This window comes from Aquabacterium sp. CECT 9606, assembly GCF_918741295.1.
In the GTDB taxonomy this organism is placed as follows: Bacteria; Pseudomonadota; Gammaproteobacteria; order Burkholderiales; family Burkholderiaceae_C; genus Aquabacterium.
Genome location: NZ_CAKKNB010000004.1, coordinates 392,138 through 405,264, shown reverse-complemented (window position 1 = coordinate 405,264; position 13,127 = coordinate 392,138). Strand labels below are relative to the sequence as shown.

Annotated in this window: 12 protein-coding genes; 7 read left to right on the top strand and 5 right to left on the bottom strand. The window is 61.9% G+C overall.

All coding sequences use genetic code 11. The features are described 5' to 3' along the window. Positions 1-22: 22 nt before the first annotated feature. On the bottom strand, positions 23-724 hold the full coding sequence (locus LQ232_RS19135) for a lipopolysaccharide assembly protein LapB (protein ID WP_230181984.1): 702 nt from the start codon (positions 722-724) through the stop codon (positions 23-25). Positions 725-1,049: 325 nt separating this feature from the next. Between LQ232_RS19135 and tssJ the strand changes: the two genes are divergently transcribed. The 3 genes from tssJ to icmH are packed head-to-tail and all read left to right on the top strand — an operon-like array spanning position 1,050 to position 3,788. Then, positions 1,050-1,616 (top strand): type VI secretion system lipoprotein TssJ, encoded by a 567-nt coding sequence (gene tssJ, locus LQ232_RS19130; RefSeq protein WP_230181983.1) that lies wholly within the window; start codon positions 1,050-1,052, stop codon positions 1,614-1,616. A 20-nt stretch (positions 1,617-1,636) separates the two neighbouring features. After that, complete coding sequence (gene tssK, locus LQ232_RS19125; RefSeq protein ID WP_230182387.1) at positions 1,637-3,004, top strand: type VI secretion system baseplate subunit TssK; 1,368 nt, start codon at positions 1,637-1,639, stop codon at positions 3,002-3,004. Positions 3,005-3,038: 34 nt separating this feature from the next. Then, entirely contained in the window at positions 3,039-3,788 is a 750-nt protein-coding gene (icmH, locus tag LQ232_RS19120; protein WP_230181982.1) for a type IVB secretion system protein IcmH/DotU, read from the top strand. Here icmH and LQ232_RS19115 read toward each other — a convergent pair. After that, positions 3,775-5,124: a replication-associated recombination protein A gene (locus LQ232_RS19115; protein WP_371820344.1), complete on the bottom strand. Its 1,350-nt coding sequence runs from the start codon at positions 5,122-5,124 to the stop codon at positions 3,775-3,777. The genes icmH and LQ232_RS19115 overlap by 14 nt on opposite strands. Before the next feature lie 452 nt (positions 5,125-5,576). On the opposite strand from LQ232_RS19115, the gene LQ232_RS19110 reads away from it, so the two are divergent. Further along, complete coding sequence (locus LQ232_RS19110) at positions 5,577-7,331, top strand: DEAD/DEAH box helicase (RefSeq protein ID WP_230181980.1); 1,755 nt, start codon at positions 5,577-5,579, stop codon at positions 7,329-7,331. A gap of 28 nt (positions 7,332-7,359) precedes the next feature. Here LQ232_RS19110 and lolA read toward each other — a convergent pair whose 3' ends face one another. From lolA to LQ232_RS19095, 3 genes are read right to left on the bottom strand one after another with little or no spacing between them, the layout of a single operon-like run. Then, on the bottom strand, positions 7,360-8,010 hold the full coding sequence (lolA, locus tag LQ232_RS19105) for an outer membrane lipoprotein chaperone LolA (protein WP_230181979.1): 651 nt from the start codon (positions 8,008-8,010) through the stop codon (positions 7,360-7,362). A gap of 25 nt (positions 8,011-8,035) precedes the next feature. After that, entirely contained in the window at positions 8,036-10,516 is a 2,481-nt protein-coding gene (locus tag LQ232_RS19100) for a DNA translocase FtsK (RefSeq protein ID WP_230181978.1), read from the bottom strand. Between the two features lie 50 nt (positions 10,517-10,566). Next, complete coding sequence (locus LQ232_RS19095; protein WP_230181977.1) at positions 10,567-11,238, bottom strand: Crp/Fnr family transcriptional regulator; 672 nt, start codon at positions 11,236-11,238, stop codon at positions 10,567-10,569. Positions 11,239-11,426: 188 nt separating this feature from the next. Between LQ232_RS19095 and trxB the strand changes: the two genes are divergently transcribed. The 3 genes from trxB to rpmG all read left to right on the top strand — a co-directional run bounded on the left by trxB (position 11,427) and on the right by rpmG (position 13,036). Then, positions 11,427-12,383 (top strand): thioredoxin-disulfide reductase, encoded by a 957-nt coding sequence (trxB, locus tag LQ232_RS19090; RefSeq protein ID WP_230181976.1) that lies wholly within the window; start codon positions 11,427-11,429, stop codon positions 12,381-12,383. A gap of 233 nt (positions 12,384-12,616) precedes the next feature. Beyond that, positions 12,617-12,850: a 50S ribosomal protein L28 gene (rpmB, locus tag LQ232_RS19085; RefSeq protein ID WP_230181975.1), complete on the top strand. Its 234-nt coding sequence runs from the start codon at positions 12,617-12,619 to the stop codon at positions 12,848-12,850. Positions 12,851-12,865: 15 nt separating this feature from the next. After that, complete coding sequence (gene rpmG, locus LQ232_RS19080) at positions 12,866-13,036, top strand: 50S ribosomal protein L33 (protein WP_230181974.1); 171 nt, start codon at positions 12,866-12,868, stop codon at positions 13,034-13,036. The last annotated feature ends 91 nt before the right edge of the window (positions 13,037-13,127 follow it).

Here is a 13,127-nt window from a genome sequence, read left to right as displayed (position 1 = left end):
AACTCCTCTCTGTGGAAACTGATTACTTCAAAGCACCAAAGGGGTTGTTGCGCCCCCCGGCCGCTGGCGGCGCAGCATTGAGCGCGCTCACCGGATTGGTGGTTGGGGTTTTGGCTGCAGAGGTCACCACTGGTGCGGGAGCGGTGACCACGGGACGGGCTGTTGATGCAACGCGGCGGGTGGTGCGTGCAGGTTTGGTTTCTGGTGCGGAAGCCCCAGCCAGTGGAGGCACGAGGATGGGCTCACCCAAGGCTTCGCGGATCAGCTTGGCCACGCTTTCAGCTTCTGTGCGTGCGGAGCCGTTGACCTCGTTGGCTTTGCGCAGCTGTTCAAGCGCCTGTGCGCTGACCCGCAGGCCACTGACCGCGAGAATGCTCTTGGCCGTGAGGTCGGTGGTGTCGCGTTGCAAGGTCTCTTGGGCCGCGGTGATGGCCTGGCCATATTGGCGCGCATCAAAGTAGATCTGCGCCTTGCGCAACCAAGGTGTTTTGCTGGCCGGATCGACCTTGATGGCCGTGTCCAACTCGGCCAGCGCGTCTTCGGTCTTGCCCAGCTTCTGGGCTTTGTCCGCAGCATCAAGACGCTCGGTCAGCTTCTCGGCCGTGGCAGCACTGGCTGCTGCGCCATCAGCTTGCTTGGGCGTGATGCTGCAAGCCGTCAAGGCAAAAAGAAGCGAGACCACTGCCGCGCTCGACAGGCCGCGACGCACATGGGTATACAGCAATTTGAGAACTCCCTGAACAGTTATGTTGACCTCGACCACAAGCTCTGGCTGCGGTCGACAGGGCGAATTAAAGCCGAAAACATCTGAACGACTTCTCCCCCTTTGGGGTGCGTTACAGACTCTTGCATTCGGTTGCAAATGCCGCACCCCCTCGATGGGGGATGCCCCCAAATCAAGGCATCAGCCTTCTTACACTAGCGGCATGAAAACAGGGATGGAGACACGGTTGATCGCGCTGCTGAGCGCATGGATGCTCGTGGGCCTGAGTGCCTGCACATCGACGTCACCAGCCAAAATTGCCCCCACTGAACTGGAGCGACTGGGCATGCCAAAAGAAGCGCCCAGCGGCTCGGTCATGGACACGATTGGTGGCTACAAAGACAAGGCACTGGAGGCCATTGGCTTCAAGAAGCCCGAGCCACCCGAGGTGCCCGAAGTCCAGTTACCCGACCGCAAGATCACCTGGCGACTTCATGCCAGCGATTCACTCAACGTCGCCCCTTCTGGCGAATCGGTCGCGCTGCTCACACGCATCTACAAGCTGCGCAGCCCCAATGCTTTCCTGCAAGCGCCTTACGAGGTGTTTGGCGACCCTGCCAAAGAGAAGATGCAGATGGGCGACGACGTGATCGAAACACGCGAGGTCCAGATGATCCCCGGCCAACATGAAGAGGTGCGCGACAAGGTGGCTCACGAAGCCCGCTACATCGGCGTCGTGGCCCTGTTTCGCCATCCGTCACCGCAGCGCTGGCGCTATGCCTTTCGCAGCGAAGCCGCCGAGAAAAGCGGCCTGTCTATCGGATTGCATGCCTGCGCCATGAGCGTGCAAGTGGGAGAGCCCATCGGCCAGCCTTTGAACCTGGCACGCTCAGTGGCCGTGCCTTGCCCTTAAAAAAATTCAGCGAGTACACCTTGATCCAGTCACCCAAGATCCTCTGGGGCGAAGGCCTTTTCCTTCGCCCACAGCACTTCCAACAGCAAGACGCGTATCACGAATGGCGCCTGTCGCAGATGTCGCGCCTGCTGCACCCTTACGCCTGGGGTGTGCGCCACATCAAGGTGGATCCTGATGCGCTGCAGGCCGGCCTGTTGCGCGTGCTTGAATTGCAGGTGGTCTTCCCTGATGGTGAGTTGTTCAATGCACCGGCCGAAGACGAACTGCCTCCACCCGTGGCCCTGGATTCGCTTCAAGCCTCCGGCATGAATGGCGCCAGCGGGCAAGAACTGGTCTTCCACCTGGCTTTGGCACCCCTGCGTGGCAGCGGCACCAACTTCGCCACCTCGCGCGAAGAGGCGGACACCGCCGTGCGCTACTACCGCAGCCACATGCAGGCGGCCGATGCCTACACCGATGCCGTGACTGCCGAAGTCACGGTGCTGCGCAAATCCGCCAAGCTCCTGTCGGACAGTGAGCCGCGTGCTCACCTCGTGTCTCTGCCTTTGCTGCGCATCAAGCGCACCGCGACGGGCAGCTTCGAGCACGATGGCCGCTTCATCCCGCCCAGCTTGAACGTTCAGGCATCGGCCGCACTGGTGCTGCACTTGCGCCGTTTGCTGGATGTGCTGCAAGCCAAGGTCGATGCCCTGTATGGCCTGCACCGCGAGCCCAGCAAGAACATCATCGAGTTCAGGTCGGGCGACGTGGCCTCGTTCTGGTTGTTGCACACGGCCAGCTCGGCCTTTGCCGGCTTGTCTCACCTGGCCAGGCACCCTGGCCTGCACCCCGAGCGGCTCTTTGAAAAACTGCTGGAGCTGGCGGGCGCCTTGCTCACCTTCTCCAAAACGTTCACCCTGGCAGACCTGCCCGCCTACGACCATCAAAACCCTGGCCCGGCCTTCGTGCGGCTGGACCACATCGTGCGCGAGTTGTTGGAGACGGTCATCTCCACACGCTACTTCTCGATCGCCTTGACAGAACACCAACCTTCGTTCCACCTTGGCCGCCTGGATTCTGAGCAGATCAAGCAGAGCACGCAGTTCTACCTGGGCGTGTCAGCCAGCATGTCGCCCTCTGAGCTGGTCGATGTCGTGCCCATGCGCTTCAAGCTGGGAGCGCCCGAGGATGTGGACAAGCTGGTGCTGTCGGCCATGCCGGGTGTCAAGCTGGTGCACGCGCCTCAGGTGCCCGCGGCCATCCCGGTTCGGCCTGGCTGCTACTACTTCACGCTGGAGCCTCGTGGCTTGCTGTACGAACGCATGCTGCAAGCCCAGGCGCTCACGGTGTATGCACCGTCTGGCCTGAATGAACTGAAACTGGAACTCATCGCGGTCAACCCGTGATGCCTCCCAAGATGAATGCCCACGAGGTGATCTGATGTCCACCGCCGCCATCCCGACGATGAGCGCCGTTCGCGCCAAGGAAGCCAGCAGCCTGCTGGACCTGATGTACGACGGCTTCTACCTGCTGTTCCTGCTCAAGGCCAAACACGCACCCATCGAGGCCGAAGTGTTCCGCGAGCGGGTCAAGCAGTTCCTGACCACCTTTGAGCGCGGGGCCACCCGCATGCACGCCACGTCGGAGGACATCTACGCTTGCAAGTACGTGTTCTGCGCCACGGTGGACGAGGCCATGCTGATGTCGTCATTCAAAGCTCGCGATTCCTGGCAGCGGCTTCCCTTGCAGCTGCAGTTCTTTGGCGAGCAACTGGCTGGCGAGCAGTTTTTCGTCAAGCTGGAAGACATGCGTTCGCAAGGCGTGGCGCGCGTTGGCGCACTCGAGGTCTTCCACATGTGCCTGCTGCTGGGCTTTCAAGGCAAGTACCTGATTGAGGGCACGGAAAAGCTCGGCTACCTGACCGCCAGGTTGGGCGATGAGATCTCGCGACTGAAAGGCAAGCGCGCCGCATTTGCGCCCAATTGGGCCGCACCCGACCAGGTGTCACACCAGCTCAAGCATGAGGTGCCGTTGTGGGTCATTGCGTCGGTGTTCGGGCTGCTGTCGCTGCTGGCCTTCGTGGGCCTGCGCTGGAACCTGAATCACTTCACACAGCAATCATTGGCCGAGCACCATGACATCGTGCAGCTGGCCCCTCAGGTGGCCAACATCACCATCACTTTGCCTTGACCTGACCGGGCTTGCCAGCCAGTTCACGCAACTGCGTCAGACGCTCGCCAATCTTGATCTCCAGTCCGCGCGGCACGGGCTGGTAGAACGCCTGGGGCACCATCCCATCGGGGAAATAGTTTTCCCCGGCCGCCACCGCATCGGGTTCGTCATGGGCATAGCGGTAGTCCTGGCCAAAGCCCAGATTCTTCATCAGCTTGGTGGGCGCGTTGCGCAGGTGCAGCGGCACGGGGCGGGTCGTGTCCTGTTTGACCCAGGCACGAACGGCCTTGTAGGCCTTGTAGGCCGCGTTGCTCTTCGGGGCCATCGCCAGGTAGATCACACACTGCGCCAAGGTCAGTTCACCTTCGGGCGTGCCCAGGCGCTCATAGGTGTCGGCCGCGTCCAGGGCCATGCGCAGCGCGCGTGGGTCGGCCAGGCCAATGTCTTCGCTGGCCATGCGGATCAGGCGGCGGGTGATGTAGCGGGGATCGACCCCACCATCGACCATGCGCACAAACCAATACAAAGCCGCATCAGGGTCTGAGCCGCGCACCGATTTGTGAAGGGCCGAGATGGTGTCGTAGAACTGATCGCCGCCCTTGTCGTAACGGCGCAATTGCTCGCCGAGGGACTTCTCGAGCGCGGCCTCGTCGATCAACGGCCTGCCCTTGAGCATGCCCGTCAAGGTTTCGTAAGTGTTGAGCAAGCGCCGCGCATCGCCATCCGCATACGCGATCAGCCGTGTGGCGGCCTCTGGAGTCAGGGCCGCACCTTGCAGCGCCTCCTGGCCGCGCGCCAGCAATTGCGCCATGGCTTCGTCGTCCATGGACCTCAGGACATGCACGGTGGCGCGCGACAGCAAGGCCGCGTTGACCTCGAAGGAGGGATTCTCGGTCGTGGCGCCAATGAAGGTGAACAGGCCCGATTCCACGTGGGGCAGGAAGGCGTCCTGCTGGGCTTTGTTGAACCGGTGCACTTCGTCCACGAACACAATCGTGCGCAGGCCGTTGCGCTGGGCCAGCAAGGCCTTGTCCACGGCTTCGCGGATGTCCTTGACGCCGCCCAGCACAGCCGAGATGCTCAGGAACTGGGCGTCGAATGCCTGGGCCATGAGGCGCGCCAAGGTCGTCTTGCCCACACCTGGCGGGCCCCACAAGATCATGGAATGGGGCTGGCCTGACTCGAAAGCCACGCGCAAAGGCTGTCCGGCACCCAGCAGATGATCCTGACCGACCACTTCATCGAGTGTTTTGGGCCTGAGGCGTTCGGCCAAGGGCGCGCCCAAAGCCGCCTTGCTCGCCAAATGGGGTGGCGCGTCAGGAGGATCCAATGGCAATGACAGGCTCTCTTGCATGCGCACATTGTCGCCGCAGCAGCCATGGCCCTTGCAATGGGGGGTGTTCAAGCCCGATCTGCAATGGTGACTAGACAAGTGGGGCAGCCAATGACATAATGCGGGTTGACCCGATAACTGCCCGCATGGTTTTCCAGGCAAAACAGCTACCCGAGTTTTCGTTCATCCCCTCTGACCTTTTCAAGCCGAGTTGCACCGTCGGGTGTCAACTGATAGTCGTGTCTTGAGTCTCGGTTGGCGGCGATGCCGTCGCTTTCCAAACCGGCTCACCGTGACGCCTTGCGCTTTGGCTGCTCAGCCCATCCGCCCTGTCACGCGATTCGGACACGAATCCACAGCGACCTCACCTGTTCCAGGTTGACCAACCCTTCCGTTGGCACCTGGTCGCAGCGCTTTTGCCTTCTGGCTTTGCCGGAAGCGGCAGCGCTTTGTCCTGGCTTGAAAGAACAATCATGAATCAAGAATTTAATCCCTCCACCGAGCCGTCGAAAATCGACGCCTTGGCCCGCGAACTCGACGTGGCCACCGACGATGTCGGCGCTGAAGACACTGCGGTCGACACCTCCGGCGGCGTGCGCTTTTCCGACCTCGGCCTAGACGCCGTGCTGATCAAGGCCCTGACCGACTCCGGCTACACCCAGCCCACCACGGTCCAGATCCAATCGATCCCCGTGGCCATGAACGGCGCCGACATCAAGGTCGCCGCCAGCACTGGCAGCGGAAAGACCGCCGCCTTCATGCTGCCCGCCCTGCAACGCCTGATCGCCGCCCGCGGCGATGGCAAGCGCCGCGAAAAAGGCATGGTTCATGGTCCCCGCATCCTGGTCCTGGCCCCCACCCGTGAACTGGCCATGCAAGTGGCCAAGGCTGCTTCGACCTATGGTCGCCACATGCAAGGCCTGCGCGTTGCCACCGTCGTCGGTGGTGTGCCTTACGCTGCCCAGCTCAAGGCCCTGCGTGGCCCGTTGGATGTGCTGATCGCCACCCCTGGCCGCCTGATCGACCACCTGGGCACCGGCGTCTGTGTGCTGTCCAACCTGGAAGTCCTCGTCCTGGACGAAGCCGACCGCATGCTGGACATGGGCTTCATCGAAGACATCGAGCACATCGCTTCGCAAACCCCAGCCGACCGCCAAACCCTGATGTTCAGCGCGACCTTCGCCGGTCACGTGGGCAAGCTGGCTGCGCGCCTGACCCGTCCTGATGCACAAAGCATCGACGTGGCCTCGCACACCGACAGCCATGACAACATCGAACAGCGTCTGCACTACGCCGACCACTTCGCGCACAAGAACGACTTGCTGGACAGCTTGCTGACCCAGCGTGACGTTGACCAAGCCGTGATCTTCACCAGCACCCAGCGCGATGCCGACATCCTGGCCGACCGCCTGGCCGACATGGGCCATGAAGTTGCCGCCCTGCACGGTGGCATGCCCCAAGGCCGCCGCACCCGCGTGCTGCAAGCCCTGCGTCAACGCCAGTTGAAGATCCTGGTCGCCACCGACGTCGCCGCCCGCGGCATTGACGTGCCCACAATCACCCACGTGATCAACTACGGCATGCCCATGAAGCCGGAAGATTACGTTCACCGCATCGGCCGCACGGGCCGTGCTGGTCGCAGCGGCCTGGCCGTGACGATCGCCGAGCGTCGTGACATCCCCATGTTGCGCCGCATCGAGCGTTACACCACGCAGAACATCCCCGTGGCGACCATCGCTGGCCTGGAACCCAAGGCGCCCTCGCCCTCCAACGGCCCAATGCGCCATGGCAAGCCCATGCCCGGTCAACGTGGCCCTCGTGAAGGTGGCTTTGGCGGTGGCGGCCGCTCCTACGGCGCCCCGCGTGAAGGCGGCTTCGGCGGCGGTCAGCGCGAAGGTGGTTTTGGTGGCGGCAATGGCGGCGGTTATCAAAACCGTGGCCCGCGTCGCGATGGCCCGTCCGAAGGTGGCTACAACAGCCGACCCAGCTTTGGTGGCGACCAGCCCCGTGGCGATTTCCGCCCTGCCGGTGGTGACGACCGTCCCGCGTTCGGTGGCGGCCCCCGTGGCGACAGCAAGCCTTCGTTCGGTGGCAAGCCCTCTTTCGGCGGCAACAAGCCTTCGTTTGGCGGCAAGCCCTCTTTCGGCGGCCCCAAGCCCTCGTTCGGCGGCAAGCCTTCCTTTGGCGGCCCGAAGCGCCAAGGTGGCGGTTTCAAGCGCGAAGACTGACTGATCATTCAGTCAGACTGGACTGGCCTCAGGGCTGGTCCAGCACATCCGCCCCAGCGGGCGGTGTGAACTGAAAGCGGGTGGCTGGCAAAGTCACCCGTGATTCAAACTGGGCAAAGTCCAGTCTTGATCGTTGACCAAAGCCGTCTTCGATCACCAGCGCGGCCAACACGCCCGCCTTGAAGCCGACCCGCACCGAACGGAACTGTCCGTCCTTGTCGCGTGGCACGGCCTCCACCCATTCCATTGAGGCATCAGGACCTGACAGGGCCTGCTTCGGCACGTCCTTGAGCGTGAAGTCCTTCTCCAGTGATCCGCCTGACAGCAAGGCCGCCGGCGTGGCGCCCAGGGCATTGCTCATGGGGCGCACCGTGACCTGGTTCAAGTCCGTGTCCCACAACCAGACTTTCCGGCCATCGCCCACGATCAGTTGCTCGGTGGGGGTGGTGTAGTTGAAGCGAAAGCGGTTGGGCCGCTGAAACTCCAGGCTGCCATTGGACTTGCGGGATTTCTTGCCATCGGGCGACGTCACCAGCTGGGTGAAGTTGCCACGGCCGGTGTTCACGTCCTTGACGAAAGCGCGCAAGGTGCTCACGCCATCGGCATGGGCCGTGTTCGCCAAAGAGGCGCTCAATGCCAAGGCCAGCGCGCCGGGCTTCCAAGTGAATCGGTTGTTCATGCAGGTGTGATCGCTTTCATCGCCATCAGGCGTCCCAGGGCGCAGCAGTCGCGCCACCGTCGCCCGTGCGGTTGGGCACCAGCAACTCGCGGTTGCCGTTGGTGGCCATGTTCGATACGAGTCCAGATTTCTCCATTTGTTCCAGCAACCGTGCTGCGCGGTTGTAGCCGATGCGCAGGTGACGCTGCACGAGCGAGATCGAGGCCTTGCGGTGTTGCAGCACGATGGCCACGGCCTGGTCGTACATGGGGTCGGATTCGGAATCGCCACTGCCCCCGGGCACGCCATCGCTGCCAGCATCGCCGTCCAGCACGCCGCCTTCGAGGATGCCTTCGATGTAGTTGGGCTCGCCTTGTGATTTCAAATATTCGACCACGCGGTGGACTTCGTCATCACTGACAAAGGCGCCGTGCACACGCATCGGCAAGCCGCTGCCCGAAGGCAGATACAGCATGTCGCCCTGCCCCAGCAAGGCTTCGGCGCCCATTTGGTCAAGGATGGTGCGGCTGTCAATCTTGCTGCTGACCTGGAAAGAGATCCGCGTGGGAATGTTGGCCTTGATCAGCCCCGTGATCACGTCGACACTGGGGCGCTGGGTGGCCAAAATCAAGTGCACACCCGAAGCCCGCGCCTTTTGCGCCAACCGTGCGATCAGCTCTTCGATCTTCTTGCCCACCACCATCATCAGGTCGGCCAACTCGTCGATGATGATGACGATGAAGGGCATGCGCTCTTGAGGCTCGGGCGATTCCGGCGTCAGGCTGAAAGGGTTGGGCAGGAACTCGCCCCTCGCCGTGGCTTCATCGATCTTCTTGTTGTAGCCGGCCAGGTTGCGCACGCCCATCTTGCTCATGAGCTTGTAGCGGCGCTCCATCTCGCCCACAGCCCAGTTCAGCGCGTTGGACGCCTGCTTCATGTCGGTCACGACCGGACACAGCAGGTGCGGGATGCCTTCGTAGACGCTCATTTCCAGCATCTTCGGATCGATCAGGATCAGGCGCACATCGCGCGCCTCGGCCTTGTAGAGCAGGCTCAGGATGGTGGCGTTGATGCCCACCGATTTGCCCGAGCCGGTCGTGCCAGCCACCAGGCAGTGCGGCATCTTGGTCAGGTCGGCCACTACTGGCGCGCCGATGATGTCCTTGCCCAGGCCGATGGTCAGCATGGACTGCGCATCGTTGTAAACCTGCGAGCCGAGGATCTCCGTCAGGCGGATCATCTGGCGCTTGGCGTTGGGCAACTCCAGCGCCATCAGGTTCTTGCCCGGAATGGTTTCGACCACGCGGATCGACACCAGCGACAACGAGCGCGCCAGGTCCTTGGCCAGGTTCACGATCTGCGAGCCCTTCACACCCGTGGCTGGTTCGATCTCGTAGCGCGTGATGACCGGACCGGGAGAAGCCGCGACCACGCGCACTTCCACGCCGAAGTCCTTGAGCTTCTTCTCGATCATCCGTGACGTCATCTCCAAGGTCTCGGGTGTCACGGTTTCCATGCGGCCCTGGGCGGCATCCAGCAGCGCGATCTGCGGCAGCTTGGTGTCGGCCATGTCAGAGAACAAAGGCTTTTGCTGCTCTTTGATGATGCGGTCGGACTTGGGAACCTCGACCATCGGCTTTTCGATCACCAAGGGGATGGGCTCGAACGGCTGCTCGTGGCGGATCTCTTCGGCCACACGTTCGCGTTCGATGGTGGCTTTCTCGCCGATGCGCAAGTCGACCGCTTCTTCGCGCTTGGCTTCTCGGCGCTCGCGGACGCGGTCGAACAAACCGCCAATGCGCTCGGCAATGTCCAGCCACGAAAAATGCAGGGCCAGCGACAAGCCGGCGATCAGCAGGGCGATCCAGACCACGCCCGAGCCGTTGAAGCCCAGCCACTTGTGGCTGAACTGGCCCAAGGTCATGCCCAGGATGCCGCCCGCGTGCTCCCCGGCCAACATGGCTTCATGCCGGTACAGGCGCGACCATTCGAGCGAGCAACTGGCCGACATCAACAGGACCACCCCCAGCCAGAACAGCCAGCGCGGGCGAGTGACCACGTCGGCCGATGTCGCCAATGGCATGGCCCCAGAAGGAAGGAGTGAAACCGCCGTGTCACGCCGCAGCCAGCGGGCAAGACCACTGAGCCAGACCCGCGCGCCCACGATCAACCCCCACCAAGCCGATTGCCCGAAGAGGAACAGTGCGACGTCAGAGGCATAGGCCCCCAGGTGACCACCCCAATTGGCGGCATCCTGGTTCAGCCCAGAGGTGGTGAAGGCCGCGTCCAGCCGGCTGTGGCTGGCCAGGGACAACAAGGCCAGCACCAGCAGCACGCCGCCGACCAGCAAGCCCGCCTGGAAGCGGAAGGTGTTTTCAACCGGAGGGCCAGGTGGCTCGGGCGCCACCACGACGGGACTGCGGTGCAGTCGCCCAGTCACGCGCGGGGACGCGGAGGCGTCCGGGCGGCGGTCGGATTTGGCGTCCGCAGACGCCTCATTGCGGAGTGAACCCAACGGAAAAGTCATGCCCGCATTGTGCGGGCATTTTCAAAGCGATGCCGCTTGGCGGCAGAGCATCAGGCCGTGGCGACCAGGCGTTCTTTCAGCACCACGCTGCCGGTGTCCTGGGTTTCGATCAGGCCACGTTCCTCCAGATCCTTCATGACGCGGCTGACCATTTCGCGCGAAGCGCCCACGTGTTTGGCCAGATCCTGGCGCGACACCTTGCCGCGAATGACCTTGGCGCCATCGTCCTCGTCGGCCATGTCCAGCAGGGCCCGGGCCACACGGCCATAGACATCCAGCAGGGCCAAGGATTCGATCTGGCGGTCGGCATTGCGCAGACGCTGCACCAGACCACGCAAAATTGCGTAGGACAGGCTGGAGTTTTCAGGCAAGCAACGGGCAAAATCCGTGCGTCCCAGCACCAGCACATCGGTCTGCACTTCCGCGCGGACGGTAGCCGAATGGGGTTCGTTGTCGATCAGGCTCATCTCACCGAGGTAGTCGCCGGCTTCGAGCACCGCCAGGATGACTTCACGGCCACGCTCGTCCGAGGCCACCACGCGGGCCCGGCCCGTCAGGAGGATGAACAATGAATTGGTCTTGCGACCGCGCTCGACGATGAGCTCGCCACGGCGATAACGGCGTTTGACCACGCCCTCGGCGATGGCCTCGGCCTGTGCTGCGGTGAGCATCGAGAACAGCGGTACGCGCCGGATCAGGTCGAGATTGGACAGCATGGCCATGGAAAGCTCCTCATTGGATGAATTCGAGGTGAAACATTCACCTTGTCTGGTGTGCGACAAATCACCAGTCCCTACAATTTTCGGCAGGTCACCAGGAATTTGTAGGCACTTTATCGATTGCGAACCCTAATACAAGCCCGAATATGAGCCTGGAAACCCGCACAGTTTGAACACAACAAGGAAACACGATGTCCACCGCCCAACATAGCAACGTCCTGATCCTGGGATCGGGCCCCGCTGGCTACAGCGCCGCCATTTACGCCGCGCGCGCCAACCTCCACCCCACCCTGGTCACGGGCATGGCCCAGGGCGGACAACTGATGACCACCACCGAGGTGGACAACTGGCCGGCCGACGTTCATGGCGTTCAAGGCCCCGAACTGATGCAGCGCTTTCAGGAACACGCTGAACGCTTTCACACCAAGATGCTCTACGACCACATCAACGAGGTCGACCTGTCCAAGCGCCCCTTCACGCTCAAAGGTGACTCCGGCACCTACACCACCAACGCCTTGATCATCGCCACAGGCGCCTCGGCCCAGTACCTGGGGCTGCCCTCTGAAGAAGCCTTCATGGGGCGCGGCGTGAGCGGCTGTGCCACTTGCGATGGGTTTTTCTACCGCGATGCCGTGGTCTGCGTGGTGGGCGGCGGCAACACCGCTGTCGAAGAAGCGCTTTACCTGTCGAACATTGCCAGCAAGGTACACCTGATCCACCGCCGCGACAAGTTTCGCGCCGAGGCCATCCTGATCGACAAGGTCTACGAGAAGGTGGCGGCCGGCAAGATCGAACTGCATTTGTTCAAGACCCTGGACGAAGTGCTGGGCGATCAAAGTGGCGTGACCGGTGTGCGCTTGAAGAGCACGCTGGACGAAAGCACCAATGAACTGGAGCTGAAAGGCTGCTTCATCGCCATCGGCCACAAGCCCAACACCGACATCTTCAAAGGCCAGTTGGAGATGAAGGATGGATACATCCTGACCAAAGGTGGCAGCAATGGCATGGCCACGATGACCAGCATCCCAGGCGTGTTCGCGGCTGGCGATGTGCAGGACCACATCTACCGCCAGGCCATCACCAGCGCTGGAACCGGGTGCATGGCGGCCCTGGATGCCCAGCGTTTCCTGGAGCAGGAAAGCGCTTGATGCTTGCGGAAGTTGGCAGAGCTTGAGTTTTTGGTTATAATCTCAGTCTTTGCAAAATTCGTCCCGGTGTTCGGTGCTTGACTCCATGATTTTTCATGCGTTGGGCGCCGTCACCGGAAGGGTGATGACCCAAGGGTTCAAGTTTTAAAAAACAAGAGTCCTTGTTCTGATCACTGCTTCGTCACACAAAGCGCAGCGGCAACAAGCGCAATCACAGCGAACGGAGAAGCGTCATGGCACGCGTCTGTCAAGTCACGGGTAAGGGCCCGATGGTGGGAAACAATGTTTCTCACGCGAACAACAAAACCAAGCGTCGTTTTCTGCCTAACCTGCAGTACCGTCGTTTCTGGGTCGAGAGCGAAAACCGTTGGGTGCGTCTGCGCATCAGCACATCGGCTTTGCGCTTGATCGACAAAGTGGGCATTGACCAGGTCCTGACGGATCTGCGTGCCCGTGGCCAACTGTGATCCGGGAGCTGAATCATGGCATCTAAAGGCGGACGCGAAAAGATCAAGCTGGAATCCACTGCGGGTACCGGCCACTTTTACACCACGACCAAGAACAAGAAGACCACGCCCAACAAGCTGGAATTCATGAAGTTCGACCCCAAGGCTCGCAAGCATGTGGCCTACAAGGAAATCAAGCTGAAGTAATTCGGACTGGTTTTTCTTGTCGCAAGAACCCGCTCGGCGCAAGCTCAGCGGGTTTTTTCATGACCAAGTCTCTCATTCATTCATCATGGGA

Coding starts and splice junctions, on each gene's coding strand:
- LQ232_RS19100 (WP_230181978.1), bottom strand. CDS start 10,516: ATGACTTTTCCGTTGGGTTCACTCCGCAATGAGGCGTCTGCGGACGCC.
- LQ232_RS19110 (WP_230181980.1), top strand. CDS start 5,577: ATGAATCAAGAATTTAATCCCTCCACCGAGCCGTCGAAAATCGACGCC.
- LQ232_RS19115 (WP_371820344.1), bottom strand. CDS start 5,124: ATGCAAGAGAGCCTGTCATTGCCATTGGATCCTCCTGACGCGCCACCC.
- LQ232_RS19095 (WP_230181977.1), bottom strand. CDS start 11,238: ATGGCCATGCTGTCCAATCTCGACCTGATCCGGCGCGTACCGCTGTTC.
- rpmG (WP_230181974.1), top strand. CDS start 12,866: ATGGCATCTAAAGGCGGACGCGAAAAGATCAAGCTGGAATCCACTGCG.
- trxB (WP_230181976.1), top strand. CDS start 11,427: ATGTCCACCGCCCAACATAGCAACGTCCTGATCCTGGGATCGGGCCCC.
- tssJ (WP_230181983.1), top strand. CDS start 1,050: ATGCCAAAAGAAGCGCCCAGCGGCTCGGTCATGGACACGATTGGTGGC.
- icmH (WP_230181982.1), top strand. CDS start 3,039: ATGTCCACCGCCGCCATCCCGACGATGAGCGCCGTTCGCGCCAAGGAA.
- lolA (WP_230181979.1), bottom strand. CDS start 8,010: ATGAACAACCGATTCACTTGGAAGCCCGGCGCGCTGGCCTTGGCATTG.
- rpmB (WP_230181975.1), top strand. CDS start 12,617: ATGGCACGCGTCTGTCAAGTCACGGGTAAGGGCCCGATGGTGGGAAAC.